Below are 21,553 nucleotides of genomic sequence, written 5' to 3'. Positions count from 1 at the left end.
AAACGGAGATCGCCATGTCCACCGCAGCCCTGCCGGCCGCAGAAACACCCGCAAGCCTTACCGAGCGAACGGAAGCTGCCGTCGCCACGCTCGATCATCTGCTCAATCTTGCAGCGCAGCGGGTGCGCGACCGCGTGAGCGAGGATGGGCGCATCTCCTCCCGCCTGATGGAAGAAGAGCAAAGGGCAACCCACGGACTGGCCTGGTTCGCAACCTATGTGGAATCTCTGCGCCAATTGGATGCCTACCCGAAACGTCTGACCGCGGAAGGCCGCTACGGCGCTCTTGAGGACTACATCGTCCAGCTCGGATTTGCGGAGTACCTTGCGCAGATCTTTGGTGGCATTCCGATGAACCAGGGTGAAATCGTTCGCCTGGCGGATCTTGGCGTTTCTTCCGAAGAAGCTCTTGGCTTCCAGACAGCCGAAATCCTGTCGCTGATCGATACCGGAAGCCGTCCGGAAATCCGCAGCGAGATCACCCGCCTGATCCGCGACCAGGCGGGCCATTCCACCTTCGGCGACCCAGGTCTGGACGAGACCATGGAGCAGATCCGCAACGAGATGCGCCGCTTTGCCGAAGACAACGTTGTGCCCAACGCGCACGAGTGGCATCTGAAAAACGAATATATTCCGCTTGAGATTATCGAGCAGATGTCCGAGCTCGGCGTCTTTGGCCTCACCATACCGGAAGAATATGGTGGCCTCGGACTTGGCAAGGAGGCCATGTGCGTCGTCTCCGAAGAACTGTCCCGCGCCTATATCGGTGTCGGCTCGCTCGGCACCCGGTCCGAAATAGCGGCGGAACTCATTCTGTGCGGCGGAACGGAAGAGCAGAAGCAGCACTGGCTACCGAAAATCGCATCCGGCGAGATCCTGCCGACTGCCGTCTTTACCGAACCCAATACCGGCTCGGACCTTGCCTCGCTGAAGACCCGCGCCGTGAAGGACGGCGACGTCTGGAAGGTGTCCGGCAACAAGACCTGGATTACCCATCCGGTCCGTGCCGATATCATGACCCTGCTGGCCCGCACCAACCCGGATGAACCCGGCTACAAGGGCTTGTCCATGTTTATCGCGGAAAAGCCGCGCGGCACCGATGAGGAGCCCTTCCCGGCAGACGGCATGAGCGGCGGCGAGATCGAAGTTCTCGGCTACCGGGGCATGAAGGAATATGAAATCGCTTTCGACGGCTTCGAGGTGAAGGGCGAGAACCTTCTCGGCCAGGTCGAGGGCGAAGGTTTCAAGCAACTGATGCAGACCTTTGAAGGCGCCCGCATCCAGACTGCTGCCCGCGCATTGGGCGTCGCCCAGTCTGCACTGGACCTGGGCCTGAGATACGCCGAAGAACGCGTCCAGTTCGGCAAGGAACTGGTCAACTTCCCGCGTGTTGCCGACAAGCTGGCCATGATGACTGCCGAACTGATGATCGCCCGCCAGCTGACCTATTTCTCGTCCTGGCAGAAGGATTCCGGCAAGCGCTGCGATCTGGAAGCAGGCATGGCGAAACTGCTTGGTGCCCGCGTTGCATGGGCCGCGGCGGACAATGCGTTGCAGATCCACGGCGGCAATGGCTTTGCTCTGGAATATGCAATTTCCCGAGTCCTGTGCGACGCCCGCATCCTGAACATCTTCGAAGGTGCGGCGGAAATTCAGGCTCAGGTCATCGCGCGCCGCTTGCTTGAGACGCGCGGCAACGCCTGATCGTCATCAGATCGCCCTTTGTCGCGATGGCCGTGTGCCTGCGCGTGGCGAAGCTTGTCAGATCCCTCGCTCATTCCCTCGTCCGGGGCGCTGTCCCGGGCCTGGGCCCAAGCTTGCTTTGCAGGCGGCCGATGACGGCCAAGACAATCACCACCATGAGTGTTGCAAGACCCGCCAATCCGATCTGACCGACGCCGCAGGCCGTGCCGATGGCACCTGCCAGCCACATTGATGCACCTGTGGTGACGTTCTGCACCGAGCCGTTGCGGGAGAAGATCAGACCGGCGGAGAGGAACGCCACGCCCGCCGTCACGGCTTCGACCAGACGGAGCGGATCCACATTGACGTTGCTCGCCCCGGAAAAGGGAAGATCGGCAAGCGCCTGACTGATCAGGAGAAACAGACACGAGGCGAATGCGATAAGCATATGCGTCCTGAGCCCGGCATCCTTGCCACGCTCTTCCCGCTCGAACCCGATGATACCGCCCAGAACGATGGCCGCAATCATCCGCAGAACCAGAACGTCCAGCGGAACCGCACCGAAGCCGAGGTCCATCTCTGCGGCAAGCCGGTCTACCATGGTCGTTCCTTGTTGCGGGTCGGTCAGCATAAGAGAGCAACGCCGCAACAAGTCTTTCGTTCCGGAAGGTGACCGGTGCTGGCTGCCGCCTACTCCACGGTAACCGTGATCTTTTCCGACATGACCGGCGGATTGTGCGGAATGTGCGACCAGTCACCCAGCACCAGTTGCAGCGTGTGTGAACCGGCTGGCAGTTCAATCGTGGTTTCGGTTTGCCCACCACCGAAATGCTTGTGATTGTCATCCGCCGGAATAGCTTCGTTCAGCTCCTCGCCCTCGATACTCTCATCGATGATCAGATGATGGTGGCCGGTGTTTTCCTTTTCCGTGCCGGCGGGGGCAACGCCCATTCCGGAGAGGCCGAACTGGATGGTCACCGGACTTTTGACGGTGTCGCCATCCTTCAGGTTTACGAAGTAGAGCTTCACGCCGTCCGGTGCCGGAGTTTCTCCAGCCTGGGCGACGGCACCTGTGAGGGCAAGCACGGCAGCACCGAGCCCGATTGCAAGTTTCTTCATGATCTTCTCCCTTTCAAGGACGGAATTCTGCATTGTTCCTCACGACCACTCTTCACTTAGGGCGCCGCGCTCTCTTCCGGTAGGCCCTGCAATCCGTTTCCCGTACCGGTAGGCTTGCGAACTGTCGAAATTGTCACAGATATCCTCAGGAACGCTTCCGGTGGTCCGGCGTTCACTCCAGACGGACCCAAAACTGCAGGAGTGCGACATGAAGGATGCGATCCGACTGAAACATGATGGTTGGGTAGTCGTTGCCGACGGAACCAAGGCTTTGTTCCTGACCAACGCGGGCACGGAACACGTGCCGGACCTCAAGGTCTTTCGGAAAGAAACCCAGGACAACCCTCCCAACCGCGAGCAGACCGCTGACCGTCCCGGTCGTTTGAGCGACGGACCGCAGGGGCATCGAAGCGCAGTTCAGGAAGCCGACTGGCATGCCCTGGCTGAAGACGATTTCGCCGCGGACCTTGCCCAGATGCTTTACAAGCGCGCCCACAAGGGCAAGTTCGACGAAATCGTACTGGTCGCAGCCCCGTCAGTTCTCGGCCAGGTCCGCAAGCGCCTGCACAAGGAAGTCAGTGACCGTGTCGTCGCGGAGATCGACAAGGATCTCACCAATCATCCTGTCGATCGCATCGAGAAACTTGTCTTCGGAAGATAATCATCTTCTTGCGCAGACGCTCAGGGCGTTAGGCCGCCACCGTCCGAACGTCCCTGCCACGATGCGCCTTGCAAGACCAGGCTCGGAATTTTTTCACCCTAGAGAACAGTGGCCGCCAATTGCGGCCGCTGGAACAGGCAGGACCATGACCGCTGATCCGGACTTGGACCGGCCCCTGACGTCCATTGTCGACAGGGTCGGAGACATCACGAAAGAAGGGCAGGTTTCGCTTGACCGCGTGGTCGGCGCTTTCGAGAAAACCGGATTTGCGACGATGCTGATCGTGCCCGCGGCCGCCGTCGTGACACCGCTGAGCGGCATTCCCCTGTTTTCAAGCCTGTGCGGAGTGACCATTTGCCTGATCGCGGCACAATGGCTGATGAAACGCGACCGGGTCTGGCTTCCCCACTGGCTGGGTCAGCAAAGTCTTGAGGGCGACAAGGTGCGGGTGGCGATGAACAAGCTGCGGCCCGCCGCACGCTGGCTCGACAAACATTCCCGCGCGAGAGCACGGTTCCTCTTCCGGCAACCTCTTCGGGCCTTGTTGCCGCTCTCCTGCCTCCTGTTCGGCGCCTTGATGCCCTTTCTCGAACTGGTACCATTCTCGTCATCGCTTCTTGGCGCATCTGTTTGCCTGATTGCCTTCTCTCTCCTCACCCGGGACGGGTTGTTTGCCCTTGCCGCGCTTTTGCCCCTGGCCATCGTTGTCTGGGCACTGACGGCCTTGTTCTGAGGAAGGCCTCCCGAACAGGTTCGCAGGATCAACCGAGCGCCTGAAGCGCGATGGCACCGCCATAGATGCCAAGCAGACTGACACTTTCAAAACCGATCCCGCCGGGGCCTGACTTCTGCCGTACCAGCAACCCCAGAAGCAGAACCGCCGTCATCACCAGCCCGATCGCCAGCCAGAAATAGTCCTGAGGGGAGACGGCTTGATACAGCGAGCCGTCGCGATAGGCGACATCGGAAAGCGTCAGGAACAGAGTGTCGAAGGTGTTGCCGCCAACAATGCCGCCGATGGCGAGCTGCAGGGCACCACGATGCACGGCTGCCAGCGTCGTCACCAGTTCGGGCAGCGAGGTGACAACGGCTGTCATCAGCGCACCGACAAGCGAGGCGTTGAGATTGAAACGGTCCGTCAGCGCGCCAGCCACCTCCGCCAGCACCCAGCCCATCGAGGCGAGGATAAGCATCAGCGCTGAAAACCCTGCGATAAGCCGCAAGTTACCGCGCAGGTCGTGCTGTTCCTCATCCGGGCTGTCCTCGTGGGTTTCGGACGTATTCACGACACGCCACATGGGCCGCTCCCGCACGTGCCGCTGAGCCAGCAAACCGCTGCCATAAACGATAACCAGGGCGTAGGAGGCTGGATGAACGCCCAGCAACGTGATTTCCGGGGTGGTGTAGGCGACCAGGGGAATGGCCAGCAAAAGCATCAGCAGGGCACATTGAAAAAGGCTGGAAACGTCAGCGGCCACATGCTCCAGGTTGCCGCGCCGGTAAACGATGTCAGCGATGGCCAGAAAGGCAGTCTGCGCGGCGATACCGCCAACGCCATTTGAAAAGGCCAGCGACGCACGGCCGTCCAGCGCAGCAGTTACAGACACCACGGTGCCCGAGAGCGACGTGGCCGCCCCCAGCAGGACACCGCCAACCAAGGCCTCGCCCAGCCCTGTCCGGTCGGCGATACGGTCAGCTTGACCGGTCAGATGAATGCCGCAAACCAGTATAACTCCACCGGCACCTGCAAAAAGCGCAAGCAAGACCCACAGCGGCAGGCTGTCGAAACCCATAGTGACCTTGTCCCCTCTTGGCATTTGCGGAAGTTGTCCGGACTTCAAAGGGAAAACGGCCACCCCACCAGGAAGTTCCCACCTGAACGTTCTCCCTTGGAACCCCCGGAGGGGAACGAATAAGGGTCTTGCGCGTTAACCGCTGAAGAGCAGTCGAGCCTGGCTGCCAAGTGGCAACATCGCGAGGTAGTGAAGATGATCTATCACGGCTTTAACGACGATGCAGACCGGCACCTTGCCATCCTGCGTGAAAGGATTAGAGACAAGGAAGCCTCCAGCTGGAAGCACCTTGCTCTTGGCTTCGGATTCAGCGGCATCATTTTTTCGCTGATCGCCCTGATATTCCTGCTCAGCTATTGACCGCACGCCCAAGGCAGCCTGGACGTTTTCAGGAACACTACTGCCGCTCGAACGTTGTTCTGAAGAGTGATGAGGCCGAACCGCCCTCAGCGCTTGCAACGACGTACAATCCAGCGAGGTAGAGATGACTTATCAAAGGCAGACCAACGCACAGGACAAGGAAGTCGTTCTGGGAGAAAAGGAAGCCAAGCAGGGCCTCGAACTTCACGAGATGCGTTACGTCCTGGCGATCGGCACCGCAGGCGCGGTAATCGCACTGGCGGTTGTCGGTTACATCCTGCTTTGAGTTCACCAGTCCGGAAGGGTAGAGCCCTTCGAAGGACCAAACAAAAGGGACGAACCTCGAAAAGGTCGTCCCTTTTGTTTTTCAGGCGAGAGGATCAACTCCCGCTCACAGAAGGTGACCCGGCAGATCGCCGGGCAGACCGATTAACGGCAAGCCGCCACATATTCGCGGCCATAGGAATCGCGGTAGATACACTTGCCCGGTTCCGTTGCCCTTCCGACAAGCGCACCGGCAGCCGCGCCGACGGCGCCACCAACAAGCGCTCCGCCTGCCTTACCGGTCGTTGCAGCACCGATCGCCGCGCCTGAGGCACCACCGATCACCGCGCCCTTTTGCGTGTTGTTGCAAGCGGTCAGACCAGTCAAAGCGACCGCAACCAGCATGATTTTCCACATGATCAACTCCCTTCGTGTTGCATTAGGCAGAACGGGAGAGCAGCGGAAATGTTCCAGAAAAAGATGGGAAACTGCCGCCAAGACCAACGCAGAGATCCGTCGTGCGGAGGAACTTCTGTCACCCTCGAACGTTTGCCCGGTATCGGGCAGCCGGCGATCCAGCAGAGGATTTCCCGGCTGCCACTTACAGGAGGATCCGACATGACTGACAGGACCAGGGACGAGATCGCCCGTATTCTGAAAGACAACACGCGCAGCAAGGCTGATCGCGTAGACGAGCTTCTGCGGATGCGAGAGGACGCACGTGCCCTGCAACGGGCGGCGACGGAAAGCCCGATGGGTAATGAGACCCCGGATTCGTCGGGCCTTCGGGACATCGACAGGGCATTGGAGCGCCTCGGCCATAGCGACCTGACCGAGGCTGAGGAAAACAGCGCCGCAACCCTTTGACCGGCGACCCTGCGCGGCCCTTCCAGCCCGGCCTGGAAGGGCGAAACGTTGAAGCTGCCGGCAAGAAAACCTATCTCTAAAGGCGAACACAAGCACAGGCGGCCCCATGAACACCACCTTTGAAGACCTTGGCTTTGACCCCGAGATCCTCGGTCCGGAGGAAGAGCAGAAGAAGACAATCCGTCAGAAATTGATGACGACGGTCCGCAAGGCCGCGCGTCAGGTGCCGTTCATGGAAGATGTCGTCGCCGGCTATTTCTGCGCGCTCGATCCCTCGACACCCAGCAAGGTGCGGGCCACCGTGCTCGCATCGCTGGCGTATTTCGTGCTGCCTTTGGATGTAATTCCAGACTTTCTGATCGGCATCGGCTTCGGCGATGACGCGACCGTGCTTCTGGCCGCCCTCGCGATGATACGCAGCCACATGCGACCGGATCACTACCAGGCTGCAAAGGATGCCTTGAAGGACGGCGAAATCTGACCGCCTTTCTAGAGGTGGTCGCGTCCGGGCTGATCGTCTTTTGCCGGCTTGTACGTCACTTGACCGGCCGCTTTGGTTCCGTGCCAGCAGCCTGACGTTCTCCCGGCAATCAGCCAGTAAATTCCACCGCCGATAAATCCGGCCGCCAGCGCAACCGCACTTCCCGGCCGGAAAGCACTGTCCGCGGCTTCGGCTCCAAGTGTCCAGACTGCAAAGGCGATCACCCCGGCGGCACCGACGTGAAACAGGAAACTGCGCAGCCGTGCAGCTTCGGCCAGAACGATTGCAACGGCAGCCGGGGCCAGGGCCGTGGCACCGACCACACTTGCACCCACGAGACCGCTTCCGACCATTGTTGCAAAGGCAATCGGATCGGCTTCGGGATGCCCGGCCCGGAAAAAGCCCCAGGCAAGGAACAGGCCGCACGCCAGTACCGCGAAGATGAAACCGAACGCGATCCTGAGAAGCTGCAACATGAATTTCCCGCCGTCCAAACCGCTGTCCCTCCTTGATATGCGCGAGCTGACTGCTTACTTGACCATCTGCCGGTCGGATTGCAACCTTCCAGAACCGGCAGTTGCCCGACTGGCCATGATCAGACCAGCCGGAGCCTTAGCCCCTGAAAATGTGACCCGGCATGTCGAAAACGGTGTTTTCGCTTGACTTTTTGCCGGTTTCGCAAGACGTTGGGGGATGGCGTTAGGCCATATCCATCTCAGCACCTTGGTACCAGCGTTCCGAGGATTTTTGTGCATGGAGCATATCAAAGCCCTAGCGCCACGTTGAAACGAAAGAGGAGTTTGCGACCATTCGCCGTCCGTTCCGCGCCCCGCCTCCTACGAAGGAAGGCCCGCGCACAAACCACGAAATTCGCGTTCGCGAAGTCCAGTTGATTGATCATGAAGGCGCCAACCGTGGCGTCATCCCGACAGAAGAGGCGATGGGCATCGCCATGGATGCCGGGTTGGATCTTGTTGAAATCCAGCCGAACGCAAATCCGCCTGTCTGCAAGATCCTGGACTATGGCCGGTACAAGTACCAGGCTCAGAAGAAAGCAGCAGAAGCCCGCAAGAAACAGAAGACCGTCGAGATCAAGGAGATCAAGATGCGTCCGAACATCGACACCCACGACTACGAGGTGAAGATGAAGAGCATGTTGCGGTTCTTTGGCGAAGGCGACAAGGTGAAGGTCACACTCCGTTTCCGGGGCCGCGAAATGGCCCACCAGGACCTGGGCATGAACTTGCTCAACAAGGTCCGTGAGGAAACCAACGAAATCGCCAAGGTTGAATCCGCGCCGAAGCTTGAAGGCCGCCAGATGGTTATGGTTCTGGCTCCGATCAAGTAAGCTTCATCGCGTTTTGAATGTCCGAAAACCCCGCTCCGGCGGGGTTTTCTCGTTTTCGGGCGGCAGAACAGCTCATTTCCTCAAAAATCCCGTCCGGCATGTCACATCCAGCGCCGCTGCCTTGTCATTACCTGCGAACACCACGTGTGCGCAGGAGACGAAAATGATGATGGACAATGGGAATGCAGCAGCAGGGCTTCAGACCAAGCTTGCGAATGACCGGCAATTGATTGACGTCGCCGTCGTTTTTCACAGCGGATACGGTCACACAGAACGTCAGGCAGCGGCTGTCAGGCAGGGCATAGAGGATGTCGACGGTGCACGCGCATTGCTTCTGACTGCCGATGAAGCCAGCACGCGCTGGAACGAACTCAATGCGGCCAGCGCAATCATCTTCGGCACGCCAACCTACGTCGGCGCAGCCTCCGCCGCCTTCAAGACCTTTCAGGAAGCCAGCTCGCAGGAAATCATGTCGAAGGGCTATCTCTGGCGGGACAAGATTGCGGCCGGCTTCACCAATTCCGGTTCGCGTTCCGGCGACAAGCTGGCGGTGCTCATCCAGTTGGCCCTGTTTGCAGCCCAGCACGGCATGCACTGGGTCAGCCTGGACCTGCCGCCAGCCAATTGTTCCTCGCAAGGATCGGAAGACGATCTCAACCGGCTCGGCTTCTGGCTCGGGGCCGCGGCACAGTCGAACACCGACGAAGAGCCGCAGACGGCTCCCCCGGCCGCGGATCTGGCAACCGCCCGCCATCTGGGCAGGCGTGTGGCGAAAACGGCCTTGCAGTTTGCAGCCGGACGGGTGCAAGCACGGCCCGAACCGGCGTTGACGTGATAGGCTGTCGTGATCATGACGGATACACCGGCCCTTGAAGACGACACCGCTTTGCGCAGGCGACTGACCCGCATCGCCTACCGCATGCTGGGATCAGTCTCCGACGCGGAAGACGTGGTTCAGGAAGCCTGGCTGCGCTGGCTTGCCGCCGACCGGGAAAAGGTGCGCGAGCCTGTCGCCTTCCTGAAGACCATCGTCACACGGCTTTGCCTCAATGAATTGAAATCCGCACGCCGTCGCCGCATGTCTTACGTTGGCCCCTGGCTTCCAGAGCCTCTGCTGACGACATCAGATGCCGAAGTCGCCGACGACATCACATTGCCCGTGATGGTGGCTCTGGAGCGGCTGTCACCGCTCGAAAGGGCCGCCTTTCTGCTGCATGACGTTTTCAGCATGGGTTTCGAGGAAATTTCGACCGCCATCAACCGGGAACCGGCAGCCTGCCGCAAGCTCGCCAGTCGCGCCAGGGCAAGGCTCCAGGAAGCAAGACCACGCTTTTCCGCCACGCCGGAACAGGGCCGAAAGCTGGCGACCGCCTTCTACGAAGCATCGCGCAGCGGCGACATGGAGAAACTCCAATCCCTGCTGGCCGAAGACATCGTCGTCTACGCCGACGGTGGCGGCAAGGTGCCTGCAACGTCAGCTCCGACATTCGGGCACGAACGATCCATGAGCCTCTTTGCGGCACTCGCCCGCTATTTCAGAAAGGCTCCGTCACGCCTGATCCGGTTTGCTAACATTGACGGACTGCCCGGTTTTGTAACCGAGGAAGATGGCGGCATTGTCCAGACAACCGCATTACAGATCCGGGACGGCAGGATCATCGCCGTCTATGTGACCCGCAACCCGGAAAAGCTCAGGCATCTTGGCGCAGATCAGGAGGACACGATACGTCCGCCAATTGACCTGAACTGATCAGCACAAGTGGAAATCAGCTTCGCGGCGTTATCCGATCAGCCGGTTCACATCAACAACCGGCATTCCTGCGTTGTGCGCTGCCTCAAGCCCCTGATGACTGTCCTCGAACACGAGGCATTGTTCGGCTGCGACACCGAGCCGGGAAGCGGCCTCCAGGAAGAGATCCGGCGCCGGTTTGGCATGGGCAACGTCATCAATCGTGACAACCGTATCGAACAACGGCAGCAGTCCCGTCTCCTTCAAGGACGCCAGCACCACTTCCTGCGGTCCACCAGAGGCGACCGCCATCGGCAACTTGCCGTGAAACCTGCGTGCAATGGCGCTTATTACCTCGATCTCGCCGACTTCACCGATCCGGGCCAATACTGCCGTGCGCATCTCCCGAACGGCCAGCGGGCGATCCACCGTAACTCCGTGCTCGGCTTCGTAGTCATCAAGCAGCACATGTTCCGACATTCCCGCCCGGGCGTGGTACCAGTCCGGTTCCATATGATGACCGGCGGCCCTGAACGCGTCCTGCCAGGCACCGGCATAGAGCGTTGGTGTTTGCACCAGCGTGCCATCACAATCGAAAATCAGGGCCTGCGCCCGTTGGAGAAGCGTCTCCAGTTCATTCATGTCATTGGGCTTTCGATGAGAATTGCACGGAAGTCGTTGACGTTGGTGAGGGTTGGCCCCGGCACCACCTGATCGCCAAGAGCCGCGAAGAAACTGTGGCTGTCATTGTCGCCAAGCATGGCGACCGGGTCGAGGCCAAGCCCCCCTGCACGCTCAAGAGTGCTTGGGCCAACAACCGCCCCTGCAACATCCGCCGCCCCGTCGACACCGTCTGTGTCACAGGCAATCCCGTAAAGACCGTTTGCCCCCTTGAGTGCGACCGCGAGAGCAAGGGCAAATTCCGCATTCGGACCACCACAACCCTTGCCGCGCCGCGTCACCGTGCATTCACCGCCGGACAGAAGCAGGACGGGCCGCCCACCCGGTTTCATCGCCTGCTGGCGTTCGATCGCGAGTCTTGCCTGCTGTTCAGCCACTTCGCGCGCCTCGCCTTCAATGGCGTCCCCCAGGATCTCGACTTCCATACCTTCGTCGGCTGCCAGGCTTGCCGCTGCTTCCAGCGAAAGCGATGGTGCCGCGATGATGCGGTTTTCCACCCTCGACACTCTTTCATCTTCCGGCGGCAGCACTCCGGTGGCGCTGTCCAGCACAGCGAGAACAGATGCCGGCACAGATATGCCAAAGCGTTCGATAACCGCACGCGCGTCCGCTGGCGTTGTCCGATCACCGACCGTCGGGCCTGAGGCAATAAAGGCCGGATCGTCACCGGCAACATCGGAAATAATCAACGCCGTCATCCGGGCAGGATAGGCTGCCGCTGCAAGCTGGCCACCCTTGACCAAGCTGACGTGCTTGCGGACCGTGTTCATGTCGGTGATTGGCGCGCCTGATGCCAGCAGGGCTTCATTCAAGGCCTGCAGGTCAGCCAGCGAAATATCTCCGGCCGGCGCCTCCAGCAGCGCCGACGCCCCGCCTGAAATCAGCGCGATCACGCGATCCGCTTCTTCAAGCGAAGACAACAGACCGAGAAGGCGCTGTGTTGCCTGAAGCCCACGCCCGTCCGGCACCGGATGTGATGCCTCGACGATTTCGATCCCCCGGCAAGGCCTGGAGTAGCCGTAGCGAGTGATGACCAGTCCCTCTGAAGCCCCCCAGGCTGCTTCAACCGCTTCGGCCATGCGTGCCGACGCCTTGCCGGCACCGATCACGACCGTCCGGCCGTCAACCCTTTCCGGCAGGAATGCGGGAACGCACTTCATCGGGTCGGCCGCTGCAACGGCCGTCTCGAACAGACGCCGCAACAGGGCCTCACGCGAACAATCTGTCATGCATCGAGCCCCAGGGTCGATTGCCGTTTGATCAGCTCGACCGGATAATGTTTCGTGTCGGGTGGCCTGACGCCGTCGACAATCCAGGCCAGCATCGCTTCGGCAGCATTGCGGCCGAACAGCGCAGTATCGCAGCGCACCGAGCTGAGCCTGGGAAAGGCCAGTGAGCATTCCTCGATATCGTCGAAGCCGATGATCCTGAAATCCTGACCAACCTTGATGCCAAGCTCGGCAAAGCCGCTCAGCATGCCAAGCGCAACCAGGTCACTGAAACAGATCGCCGCTTCCAGGCCTTCGTGTTCCTGAAGGATCTTCAGCGCGATTTCACGGCCGAACTGCCTCGATGGCCGTCCGTGAAAAATGGTCGGCGCAAGGCCGTTCGCCTGCATCACGCTTCGATAGCCGGACATGCGCTCCAAGGTGATCGGACGATCCGCCAGACCACCGGCAAAGGCGATCTTCTGACATCCCGTATCGATCAGGTGCCGTGTCGCAGCTTCGCCTCCAAAGGCGTAGTCATGCGAAGCGAAGGGAAACAGGTCCGTGCGCTCGTCCAGCTGACGCAGCACCTGCATGGTGGGAATTCCGGCCCGCTCGATCCGCTCGAACGGGCTTTCGTCGCCGCCATAGGTCGGCGAGATGACGAAGGCCGACACGCCATGCTCGATCATGCTGTCGATCACCTGGGCCTGGATTTCCGGGTCCTCATCCGTGTTGGCGATGACGGTCGAGTATCCCTTGCTGGCAAAGGTCATCTGCGCACTGGCGGCAAATTCGGTGAAGAAGGGGTTGCGCAGGTCGTTGATGATCAGGCCGATGAGGCCGGATGCAGCGCCCCGCAAGCCGGCAGCAGACCGGTTGTAGACATAACCAAGCTCATCAATGGCCTTTGTCACCTCTTCCCGGGTTGACTGTTTCACCAGCGACGAATTCTGGAGCACCAGCGAGACGGTCGATTTGGAAACGCCCGCCTGCCTTGCAACATCCAGAATTGTCGGCCGCTTCTTCATGAAAGGTCTATCCGATCCCGTGCAGTTTCAGGAGCAGCCCCATGCGCTCCTCGGCGATCTCCGGCTTTGACAACAAACGCGCCTGATCCGCAAGCCGGAAGACTTCCGCATAGTGGGCAATCTCACGCGAAGACTGAAAACCGGCCGGCATGATGAAGTGGCTCTGGGCATCGTTCAGCCAGGCAAGAAACGCGATTCCGGCCTTGTAGAAGCGGGTCGGTGCCTTGAATATTTCCCGGCTCAGCGGAACGGTTGGCGCGAAGAGCTGGTGATAGGTATCCATATCCCCTTCCGCCAATGCCTCAAGCGCCTGGCTCGCCACGGGGGCAATCGCCGCAAAGGCCCCTAGCAGAGCATGCGAATAGTGCTTGCCATCGCCGGCGATCAGATCTGCATAGTTGAAGTCATCGCCGGTATAAAGCCGCACACCGTCGGGCAAGCGTGCACGGAAGGATTCTTCGTGTGCCTGATCGAGCAAGGAGATCTTGATGCCGTCGACCTTCGCTGCATGGCTTTCGATGATGGCGAGGACGGCGTCGGACGCTGCCGAGACATCCTTAGACCCCCAATAGCCGGTCAATTCCGGATCGAACATATCGCCCAGCCAGTGCAGGATGATCGGCTCCCGCGCCTGACGGATCAGCCGGCCATAGACGTCGGCGTAATCGTCCGACCCGGCCCCGATGGCGGGAAACGCCCGCGATGCCATCAGGATCGCCTGACCGCCTGCCGCCTCGATGGCCTCCAGCTGGACCGTATAGGCCGCAACGATGTCGTCCTTCGTCTTGAGATTTTCCAGCGGCACCTGATCGGTGCCTGCCCCGCAGGCAACACGCGGCTTCAGCGGATGCGCCTTCGCCTCTTTCATGGTGCGTTCGATCAGTTCCTTTGCCGTTGCCCAGTCAACGCCCATGCCGCGCTGCGCGGTGTCCATCGCCTCGGCCAATCCCAGCCCCTGATCCCACAGCCAGTGCCGGAATTTCAGCGTATTTTCCCAATCGACAGCCGGAGAACCAACCCAGGGATCGCGCTCGCGCAGCGGATCGGACACCACATGCGCTGCGGCAAAAGCGGTGCGGGTTAGCGGCACGCGCGGGGCACGCGGGGTCAGGGCTTCTCCGATGAGGCTGTAGGGTTCCAGACGGTTTTCGTAGGTGGGCAGGGTCAGCATGATACGCTCCGGAAACTTGGCGGCCTGTCAGGCCGAGACGGGAATATCGAGGACAAGAATGCCGTCGATCCCGCCGATGGCATTGGCGACCAGCTTGGCGCCGAGCGCCTTGTGGTCCGGATGGGTCTGGTAGGCTTCCAGTGCCTCCCAGCTTTCGAAATCGACGGTGAAACCGTGCATGTAGCCCCGTTCGATCTGTTCCGGGCTTTCGCTGCGGCCCGAAACGATCTCGCCGATGCCGGACACCTGATCGCGGATGCTTCTGAGTTCCTGAAACAGGCTTTCGATCAACTCTTCGGCAACGTCCGGCTGAAACTTGATGAGAACGATATGGCGGATCATGACAGCGCCCCGTGATCTTGGCGGATCATGTCGGAGGCTTTCTCGCCGATCATGATGGCCGCGGCATTGGTGTTGGATGAGATGACCGTCGGCATGATCGAGGCATCGACCACACGTAACCCCTCGATACCGTTGAACCTCAGGCGCGGATCGACCACGGCCTTGTCGTCGGAGCCCATGCGGCAGGTACCTGCCGGGTGATGGGAGGTCTTGGAGTGTTCGCAGATGAAGCGGAAGTAGTCTTCGTCGGTCTTCACTCCTGGCCCCGGCAAGTGCTCGGCCTTGATGAAGGGCTTCAGCGGTGCCTGCGCCAGAATTTCCTGCGTCAGCTTCAGGCCCCGGATCGACATTTCCCGGTCCTGGCTGTCCTGCAGGTAATTCGGGTCGATTAACGGAGCATCTGCGGGATTGGAGCTCTTCAGGCGCACGCTGCCCCTTGAGCGCGGACGAAGATAACAGGAGTTGAGCGTCACGCCGCCGTCCGGCATGGCGGCAACGCCGGATTCGATCCCCGTCCCCAGACCCAGATGGAACTGAAGGTCCGGCGAACGCGCATCGGGGTTCGCGTACCAGAACCCGCCCGTCTCGAACAGGCTGGAGGACACCGGCCCACGCCGGGTGAGCAGATATTGAAGGCCGGCCAGCACAGAGAAATGCGGCTTGGCATAGCGGTCGTAGGTATGCGGGCCACTGACTTCGCAAATGCAGTAGAGATCCAGATGGTCCTGCAGGTTGGAACCGACCTCAGGCTGGTCATAAGTGATACCGATGCCGAGCTTTCTGAGCTCGTCCGCGGGACCGATGCCGGAAAGCTGAAGCAGACGGGGCGAGCCGATGGAGCCGGACGACAGAATGACTTCAGAGCCCGCCGTCAGCCGGGTGCCGTCAATGAGTTCGACACCGGTCGCCCTGCCGCCTTCCACCACGATACGGCGCACCTGGGCACCGGTCTTGATGTGGAGATTGGGCCTGCCCTTGTTGGGCGCCAGATACGCCATGGCGGAGGAAGACCGGCGGGCATTGCGCTGTGTCAGCTGGTAGTAGGCAACACCGTCCTGCTTCTCGCCGGTCACATCCTCGTTTTTCGGAATGCCAAGCGCAGCAGCGGCTTCGAAATAGGCTTCGCAGATCGGCAGCGGGGCACAGGGCCTGGAAACGCCGAGCGGGCCGCCCTTGCCATGGTAGCGGTTGTCGTAGGTGTCGTTGTCCTCGGCCTTGCGGTAGTAGGGCAGAACATCTTCATAGCCCCAGCCCTCGCAGCCCATCTGACGCCACTCGTCATAATCGAGCGCATTGCCGCGGGTATAGATCTGCGCATTGATGGCCGAACCGCCACCAATCACCTTGGCCTGGGTATAGCGGAACACGCGGTTCTGCATGTGTTTTTGCGGCACCGTGTGCCAGCCCCAGGAGCCGATCCCCTTGGTCATTTTCGCAAAGCCGGCAGGCAGGTGATAGAACGGATGCCAGTCGCGCCCGCCTGCTTCCAGCAGCAGCACGGAAACGTCCGGGTTCTCGGTTAAACGCGCGGCAACAACCGAGCCGGCGCTGCCACCACCGATGATGATGAAGTCGTAGCCTGTATTCATCTGAAGTCTCTCAGAACAACTCGCTCTAAAGCCGGGGGATCGACAGTCCGCCGTCCACCGCGAAGGTCGAACCGGTTGCAAAGGCCATTTGGCCATCGACAATCGGCACGATGATTGAGCCGATATCGGCGGGCTGCCCCCACCTGGCAGCAGGCACCAGACCGCCTTCGATCCGGGCCGTGTATTTGTCTTTCACTCCGGCGGTCATGCCGGTTTCGATAATGCCTGGCCTTAGCTCGAAGACACCGATGCCATGCGGCGCAAGCCGGACGGCGAAAAGCTCCGCCATCATGGCGGCGCCTGCTTTCGACAGGCAGTATTCCGCCCTTTCGATCGACACCATCTCCGCACTGACGGAGGTGATGAAGCTCATCGAGCGATAGCTGTCTGACGACTGATCCAGCATGCGTCTCGCCACTTCCTGCGCCAGGAAGAAGGCCCCACGCAGGTTGACACCCATGACGAAGTCGAAACTGTCGGGCGCCAGATCCAGCATGTCGCCCCGGATCCTGGCCGGAACGCCCGCGTTGGAAACAAAAGCCGTCACCGGCCCGAGATCCGCCTCCACCCGGTCGAGCAGCGTCTTGCAATGGTCGATGTCCAGAAGGTCATGCCGGAAATAGCGGCCCTTGCCACCCAGGCTGTTCAGGGCTTCGACCACCTCCGGCGCGTTGGCTTCTTCCTGAGCGGCGATGGCAACCGTGTGACCGGCCTCCGCGAGAGCCCTCGAAATGCCGAGACCGATGCCGCGCTGGCCGCCGGTGACAAGTGCGATCCTGTTCATGCCGCCAGGTCCTTCTTGATCGTTTCGGCGGCGCGCAGTGCCAATGCCGCGACCGTGAGGGCCGGATTGACGGCAGCCGAGGTTGGCAGCGCTCCCGCATCGGCCACAAACAGGTTCGGATGATCCCAGGACCGGCAGTCCGGATTGAGCACGGAGTTAGCCGGATCATCGCCCATGCGCACCGTGCCGCACTGATGCGAGGGCACCCTGCCGTCGAACAGGCGCGACAGCACCAGCGGGAAACCAGCCTCGCGCAGGGTCTTGCGGGTCTTCTCGACCAGCTTCCTGTGCGCCGTCATGTTGGACCGCTGCCAGATGAGCTGGATCTTGCCGTCTTTCAGGACAACCCGGCTTTCAGGATCGGGCAGATCCTCGGAAATCAGATAGAGATCAAGGGCATGCCCGGAAATCCAGCGCGCAGCGAATTTCGGCAACTGCGGCACCTGGATCTTCAGGATATCCGGCGTTACCCGCCCCAGCAGCTGGACGTTGCCCAATGGCTTGCCGTCTTCGCCGTCATCGAGATACCAGTCATTCAGGCCGAAGGTCTTCTGATAGACGGAAGTATTCCGGAACCGCGGATCAATGGCGATCATCGCCGTCGCATTGTGGTTCATGAAACAACGGCCGACATAGTCCGAGAGGTTGGCAACGCCGGACCGCAACAAGAGCGCCGCGGACTGGACCGCCCCCGCACACAGGGCAACGACCCCCGGCGTCAGGCAGATCTCTTCACCGTCCTTGCGGTAGTGGACTTCATCGATACGGCCGGACTTGTAGCCCGTCCGGAGCGCGGTGACTTCGGCACCGGTGACAAGGGTGACGTTGTCATGAGCCATTGCGGCTTCCAGCGCACAGGTTTCCGCATCCATCTTGCCGCATCTGAGGTCGGGGTAACCGTCCCAGCCGGTATGCCCGGCATCCAGCCAGCGGTCGATATCAACCCCCAGGGGCAGGCTGAACGGGCGAACGCCCGCCTGCTCAAGGCGCCGCCGGGCAATCCGGATGGCTTCCTCGTCCGGGATGGGCGGAAACGGATAAGGCCTGCCATGCGGCGGTTCAGTCGGATCGGAAGCGGTATCGCCCCGAACCTGGAAAAGCTGTTCGGCGGCGTCATACCAGGGCGACAGCTCGTCATAGGCAATCGGCCAGGCAGGTGAAACACCGTCATAATGCTCCAGCGCGCTGAAGTCCTCTTCCCGGTAACGGATCAGCACCGCGCCGTAGAGCTTCGAGTTGCCACCGACATTGTAGTAGTTGCCGGGCTCGAACGGATTACCCTGTCCGTCGAGCCAGGTTTCCGGTGCCCGGAAGGCGCTGTTGGTATAGATGCGCCAGGGGTCCCGGGCCGGAGCATCGTCCGGGATCCGGTATCCCCGTTCCAGAATCGTGATCTTGGCCCCGGTCGGAGCAAGGCCCGCGGCAAGGGAAGCTCCTCCCATGCCGCTGCCGATGATCACAATGTCGGGCGCCGTATTCATGGGTCAGGCGATCCGCTTTTCGGTCTTCGGGTCGAAAGCGACCGCCTTTTCCATGTTGAAGGCAAACGGGAACACTTCTCCCGCCTTCACGGCAACGTCGGCACGGAAGCGGCCGGTCACGTCCTTGCCGCCGATCTGGCTGACGACGAACGTGTCGGAACCTGCCGGCTCGGTGACTTCCACCGGAGCATCGACGATGTGAACCGCCTTTGAATTGCGGTCGGCACCATCCTTGTCGGTAATGGCTTCCGGCCGAATGCCGAGGATGATGTCCTTGCCGATGCTGGAAGAGAGCGCGTCGGAGGCAAACGGAATGGCCGCCGTCTTGCCGTCTGCCAGCGAGACTTCCGCAGCCGGCCTGCCGTCCGCCGAGACCACCTTGGCCGGGAACAGGTTCATGGAAGGCGATCCCATGAAGCCCGCCACGAACATGTTGGCCGGATTGTCGTAGATCTCTTTCGGCGTGCCCAGCTGCTGGACATAGCCACCGAACATGACAGCAATCCGGGTCGACAGCGTCAGTGCCTCGATCTGGTCATGGGTCACATAGACAATTGTCGTGCCGAGCTTCTGGTGCAGCTTCTTGATTTCCGTGCGCATGTCGACGCGCAGCTTTGCATCCAGGTTGGACAGCGGCTCGTCGAACAGGAACACGTCCGGCTCGCGCACCAGTGCACGCCCCATGGCGACACGCTGGCGCTGACCACCGGAAAGCTGGCCCGGCTTGCGGTCGAGCAGATGGCTGATCTGAAGGAGATCGGCCACCTGGCCGATCCGCTTTTCGCGTTCCGGCTTCGCAATGCCGTGCATTTCCATGCCGAAGGAGATGTTCCCGGCAACGGTCATGTTCGGGTAAAGCGCGTAGGACTGGAACACCATTGCGATGTTGCGGTCCGCCGGCTTGACGCCGTTCATGCTCTTGCCCTTGATCGCGATCTCGCCGGAGGTGATGTCCTCCAGGCCGGCAATCATGTTGAGCAAGGTGGACTTGCCGCAGCCGGACGGGCCGACGAGCACGAGGAACTCGCCCTCTTCGATGGAGATGTCGGTTTCATGCAGGACCCTCAAGGATCCATAAGACTTGGTCGCCTGCTTGATGTCGAGAAAGCCCATTGTCTTATCCTTTTACTGAGCCTGCCATCAGACCACGCACGAAGTAGCGGCCCGCGACGATGTAGACGAGAAGGGTTGGCAGCGCGGCCATGATCGCGCCGGCGAAATGCACGTTGTATTCCTTCACCCCGGTGGAGGATTGCACCAGGTTGTTGAGGGCAACGGTCATCGGCTGGCTGTCGAAATCGGAGAAGGACGCACCGAACAGGAAGTCGTTCCAGATGTTGGTGAACTGCCAGATGATGCAGACCACCGCGATCGGACCGGACGATGGCAGCAGGATGCGCCAGAAGATCCGGAAGAAACCGGCACCGTCGATCTGCGCCGCCCGGACAAGCTCTGTCGGAAAGGCCGCATAGTAGTTGCGGAAATAGAGCGTCGAGAAGCCGATGCCGTAGACGAAGTGTACGAAGATCAGACCCGGCACCGTGCCGGCGATGCCCATCAGACCCAGCATGCGAGCCATCGGGATCAGCACCATCTGGAACGGAATGAAGCAACCAAACAGCAGCAAGCCGAACAGGATGGTCGCACCGCGGAACGTCCATTTGGTGAGAACGTAACCGTTCAGCGCGCCGACCAGCGTCGACAGGGCGACCGCCGGAACGACCATGATGATGGAGTTGAGGAAATAGGGCCGCAGACCCGTTGCCTCAACGCCCACCTGGGCACTCGACCAGGCGCTTTGCCAGGGAGCGATGGTCCACTCCTGCGGCAACGCCATCATCCCGCCCGAAGTGATTTCGGTCAGCGGCTTCAGCGAGTTGACCACCATCACGTACAGCGGCAGCAGGTAGTAGATGCAGAACAGCGCGAGCAGCAGGTACAGGATCACCCGGGCCGGACGCAGGGAGGAAGACTTGGACATCGTCGACATCACTTTTTCTCCCTGAGTTCTGACCAGAGGTAGGGCACGATGATCGCTGCGATCGTCATCAGCATGATCACAGCGGAAGACGCACCGATGCCCATCTGGTTTCGGGTGAATGTGTAGGAATACATGAAGGTTGCCGGCACTTCGGTTGCGGTGCCCGGTCCGCCGCCTGTCAGGGCGATCACCAGGTCGTAGGACTTGATCGCCATATGGGCGAGCACCACGAAGGCCGACATGAAGGCAGGACGAAGCTGTGGGATCACGATCCGGCGATAAAGCGCGAACGTGGAAGCGCCGTCGATCTGGGCAGCTTTCATCATCTCGCTGTCGATACCGCGCAGGCCCGCAAGGAACATCGCCATGACGAAGCCCGACGTCTGCCAGACCGCAGCGATCACGATGGTGTAGATCGCGAAATCCCGGTCCTTGATCCAGTTGAAGGTGAAGGTTTCCCAGCCCCAGCCGCGCACGACGGCCTCGATACCGATGCCCGGGTCGAGGAACCATTTCCAGGCAATTCCGGTCACGATGAAGCTGAGCGCCATCGGATAGAGGTAGATCGTGCGGATGAAGCCTTCTGCGCGGATCTTCTGATCGAGAAGGATCGCCAGCAGCAGACCCAGGACGCAGCAGATGGTGATGTAGAGAACGCCGAAAACCACAAGGTTCCAAACGGCCGTATCCCACGCACGGATCTTGAAGAGGTTTTCATAATTCTGCCAGCCGACCCAGCCGAAGGTGGGCAGAATACGGCTGTCCGTGAAAGACAGGTAAAGCGTGAAGGCGATGAAGCCGTAAACGAAGATTGCCACGATGGCGATCGTCGGGCTGAGCACGAGTTTGGGCAAAGCATCACGCAGTCTGTCAACAACGGAACCGCGCGGGTTCGCCGTTTCAGAGAGAGACATCTTGAGTTCCCCGACCTAGAGCACTTTTGCCGGCGTTCCAGCGAACGCGCGCGGCAGCTCTGAGACT

26 protein-coding genes are annotated in these 21,553 nt (G+C 60.6%); 10 read left to right on the top strand and 16 right to left on the bottom strand.

Annotated elements, in window-relative coordinates; genetic code table 11:
• Window positions 1-14: 14 nt before the first annotated feature.
• On the top strand, window positions 15-1,703 hold the full coding sequence (locus ACYQ6M_RS25985; protein WP_460076402.1) for an acyl-CoA dehydrogenase family protein: 1,689 nt from the start codon (window positions 15-17) through the stop codon (window positions 1,701-1,703).
• Between the two features lie 70 nt (window positions 1,704-1,773).
• On the opposite strand, the gene ACYQ6M_RS25980 is transcribed toward ACYQ6M_RS25985, so the two are convergent.
• Together ACYQ6M_RS25980 and ACYQ6M_RS25975 are read right to left on the bottom strand one after the other, a co-directional pair.
• A complete protein-coding gene (locus ACYQ6M_RS25980) occupies window positions 1,774-2,283 on the bottom strand; it encodes an MgtC/SapB family protein (protein ID WP_460076401.1) in 510 nt (169 codons plus the stop codon).
• A gap of 89 nt (window positions 2,284-2,372) precedes the next feature.
• Window positions 2,373-2,801, bottom strand: coding sequence for a DUF4399 domain-containing protein (locus ACYQ6M_RS25975; RefSeq protein ID WP_460076399.1), 429 nt, complete (start codon window positions 2,799-2,801; stop codon window positions 2,373-2,375).
• A gap of 208 nt (window positions 2,802-3,009) precedes the next feature.
• Here ACYQ6M_RS25975 and ACYQ6M_RS25970 point away from each other — a divergent pair, with 208 nt between their 5' ends.
• Both ACYQ6M_RS25970 and ACYQ6M_RS25965 read left to right on the top strand, forming a co-directional pair.
• Window positions 3,010-3,462: a host attachment family protein gene (locus ACYQ6M_RS25970; protein ID WP_023002960.1), complete on the top strand. Its 453-nt coding sequence runs from the start codon at window positions 3,010-3,012 to the stop codon at window positions 3,460-3,462.
• Window positions 3,463-3,607: 145 nt separating this feature from the next.
• Window positions 3,608-4,195, top strand: coding sequence for an exopolysaccharide biosynthesis protein (locus tag ACYQ6M_RS25965; protein WP_023002959.1), 588 nt, complete (start codon window positions 3,608-3,610; stop codon window positions 4,193-4,195).
• 28 nt (window positions 4,196-4,223) lie between these two features.
• Here ACYQ6M_RS25965 and ACYQ6M_RS25960 read toward each other — a convergent pair whose 3' ends face one another.
• Window positions 4,224-5,255, bottom strand: a complete 1,032-nt coding sequence (locus ACYQ6M_RS25960) for a sodium:calcium antiporter (RefSeq protein ID WP_460076397.1) — start codon at window positions 5,253-5,255, stop codon at window positions 4,224-4,226.
• 195 nt (window positions 5,256-5,450) lie between these two features.
• On the opposite strand from ACYQ6M_RS25960, the gene ACYQ6M_RS25955 reads away from it, so the two are divergent.
• A complete protein-coding gene (locus tag ACYQ6M_RS25955; protein ID WP_023002957.1) occupies window positions 5,451-5,615 on the top strand; it encodes a hypothetical protein in 165 nt (54 codons plus the stop codon).
• Between the two features lie 124 nt (window positions 5,616-5,739).
• Window positions 5,740-5,901, top strand: coding sequence for a hypothetical protein (locus tag ACYQ6M_RS25950; RefSeq protein WP_156912406.1), 162 nt, complete (start codon window positions 5,740-5,742; stop codon window positions 5,899-5,901).
• A gap of 143 nt (window positions 5,902-6,044) precedes the next feature.
• Here ACYQ6M_RS25950 and ACYQ6M_RS25945 read toward each other — a convergent pair whose 3' ends face one another.
• A complete protein-coding gene (locus ACYQ6M_RS25945; RefSeq protein ID WP_023002955.1) occupies window positions 6,045-6,296 on the bottom strand; it encodes a YMGG-like glycine zipper-containing protein in 252 nt (83 codons plus the stop codon).
• A 201-nt stretch (window positions 6,297-6,497) separates the two neighbouring features.
• On the opposite strand from ACYQ6M_RS25945, the gene ACYQ6M_RS25940 reads away from it, so the two are divergent.
• A complete protein-coding gene (locus tag ACYQ6M_RS25940) occupies window positions 6,498-6,746 on the top strand; it encodes a hypothetical protein (RefSeq protein WP_075283357.1) in 249 nt (82 codons plus the stop codon).
• A 106-nt stretch (window positions 6,747-6,852) separates the two neighbouring features.
• On the top strand, window positions 6,853-7,227 hold the full coding sequence (locus ACYQ6M_RS25935; RefSeq protein WP_023002953.1) for a YkvA family protein: 375 nt from the start codon (window positions 6,853-6,855) through the stop codon (window positions 7,225-7,227).
• Window positions 7,228-7,235: 8 nt separating this feature from the next.
• On the opposite strand, the gene ACYQ6M_RS25930 is transcribed toward ACYQ6M_RS25935, so the two are convergent.
• Window positions 7,236-7,703 (bottom strand): translation initiation factor IF-3, encoded by a 468-nt coding sequence (locus ACYQ6M_RS25930; RefSeq protein ID WP_460076393.1) that lies wholly within the window; start codon window positions 7,701-7,703, stop codon window positions 7,236-7,238.
• A gap of 332 nt (window positions 7,704-8,035) precedes the next feature.
• Here ACYQ6M_RS25930 and infC point away from each other — a divergent pair, with 332 nt between their 5' ends.
• The 3 genes from infC (at window position 8,036) to ACYQ6M_RS25915 (ending at window position 10,325) form a co-directional block, all read left to right on the top strand.
• Window positions 8,036-8,575, top strand: a complete 540-nt coding sequence (gene infC, locus ACYQ6M_RS25925; RefSeq protein ID WP_075283347.1) for a translation initiation factor IF-3 — start codon at window positions 8,036-8,038, stop codon at window positions 8,573-8,575.
• A gap of 169 nt (window positions 8,576-8,744) precedes the next feature.
• Window positions 8,745-9,410, top strand: a complete 666-nt coding sequence (locus ACYQ6M_RS25920) for a flavodoxin family protein (protein WP_460076457.1) — start codon at window positions 8,745-8,747, stop codon at window positions 9,408-9,410.
• 15 nt (window positions 9,411-9,425) lie between these two features.
• Window positions 9,426-10,325 carry a sigma-70 family RNA polymerase sigma factor gene (locus ACYQ6M_RS25915; protein ID WP_460076390.1) on the top strand — a complete coding sequence of 300 codons (900 nt, stop codon included), beginning with the start codon at window positions 9,426-9,428 and terminating at the stop codon, window positions 10,323-10,325.
• A gap of 30 nt (window positions 10,326-10,355) precedes the next feature.
• Here the strand turns inward: ACYQ6M_RS25915 and ACYQ6M_RS25910 are convergent, their stop codons facing one another.
• From ACYQ6M_RS25910 to ACYQ6M_RS25860, 11 genes are read right to left on the bottom strand one after another with little or no spacing between them, the layout of a single operon-like run.
• Window positions 10,356-10,946, bottom strand: coding sequence for an HAD family hydrolase (locus ACYQ6M_RS25910; protein ID WP_023002947.1), 591 nt, complete (start codon window positions 10,944-10,946; stop codon window positions 10,356-10,358).
• Complete coding sequence (locus tag ACYQ6M_RS25905; RefSeq protein ID WP_460076388.1) at window positions 10,943-12,214, bottom strand: glycerate kinase type-2 family protein; 1,272 nt, start codon at window positions 12,212-12,214, stop codon at window positions 10,943-10,945. Before ACYQ6M_RS25905 ends, ACYQ6M_RS25910 begins: the two co-directional genes overlap by 4 nt.
• The gene (locus tag ACYQ6M_RS25900) at window positions 12,211-13,224 is read right to left on the bottom strand and encodes a LacI family DNA-binding transcriptional regulator (RefSeq protein ID WP_206909606.1); all 1,014 of its coding nucleotides are present in this window, start codon (window positions 13,222-13,224) and stop codon (window positions 12,211-12,213) included. The genes ACYQ6M_RS25905 and ACYQ6M_RS25900 overlap by 4 nt, the downstream gene beginning before the upstream one ends.
• 7 nt (window positions 13,225-13,231) lie before the next feature.
• Window positions 13,232-14,395 carry a dihydrodipicolinate synthase family protein gene (locus ACYQ6M_RS25895; RefSeq protein ID WP_209171075.1) on the bottom strand — a complete coding sequence of 388 codons (1,164 nt, stop codon included), beginning with the start codon at window positions 14,393-14,395 and terminating at the stop codon, window positions 13,232-13,234.
• A 27-nt stretch (window positions 14,396-14,422) separates the two neighbouring features.
• A complete protein-coding gene (locus ACYQ6M_RS25890) occupies window positions 14,423-14,737 on the bottom strand; it encodes a Dabb family protein (RefSeq protein ID WP_023002943.1) in 315 nt (104 codons plus the stop codon).
• Complete coding sequence (locus ACYQ6M_RS25885; protein WP_460076385.1) at window positions 14,734-16,326, bottom strand: GMC family oxidoreductase; 1,593 nt, start codon at window positions 16,324-16,326, stop codon at window positions 14,734-14,736. The genes ACYQ6M_RS25890 and ACYQ6M_RS25885 overlap by 4 nt, the downstream gene beginning before the upstream one ends.
• A gap of 25 nt (window positions 16,327-16,351) precedes the next feature.
• On the bottom strand, window positions 16,352-17,110 hold the full coding sequence (locus ACYQ6M_RS25880; RefSeq protein WP_023002941.1) for a 3-ketoacyl-ACP reductase: 759 nt from the start codon (window positions 17,108-17,110) through the stop codon (window positions 16,352-16,354).
• On the bottom strand, window positions 17,107-18,591 hold the full coding sequence (locus ACYQ6M_RS25875; RefSeq protein ID WP_460076383.1) for a GMC oxidoreductase: 1,485 nt from the start codon (window positions 18,589-18,591) through the stop codon (window positions 17,107-17,109). Before ACYQ6M_RS25875 ends, ACYQ6M_RS25880 begins: the two co-directional genes overlap by 4 nt.
• Window positions 18,592-18,594: 3 nt before the next feature.
• Window positions 18,595-19,704, bottom strand: a complete 1,110-nt coding sequence (locus tag ACYQ6M_RS25870) for an ABC transporter ATP-binding protein (protein ID WP_055659653.1) — start codon at window positions 19,702-19,704, stop codon at window positions 18,595-18,597.
• 4 nt (window positions 19,705-19,708) lie between these two features.
• Window positions 19,709-20,572 carry a carbohydrate ABC transporter permease gene (locus ACYQ6M_RS25865; RefSeq protein WP_370198002.1) on the bottom strand — a complete coding sequence of 288 codons (864 nt, stop codon included), beginning with the start codon at window positions 20,570-20,572 and terminating at the stop codon, window positions 19,709-19,711.
• Between the two features lie 8 nt (window positions 20,573-20,580).
• The gene (locus tag ACYQ6M_RS25860) at window positions 20,581-21,486 is read right to left on the bottom strand and encodes a carbohydrate ABC transporter permease (protein ID WP_023002937.1); all 906 of its coding nucleotides are present in this window, start codon (window positions 21,484-21,486) and stop codon (window positions 20,581-20,583) included.
• Between the last annotated feature and the right edge of the window lie 67 nt (window positions 21,487-21,553).

It is taken from the genome of Roseibium sp. ROS1 (genome assembly GCF_054658215.1).
The sequence above is the reverse complement of the archived record's forward strand: the minus strand, read 5'-3'. Positions and strand labels throughout refer to the sequence as shown.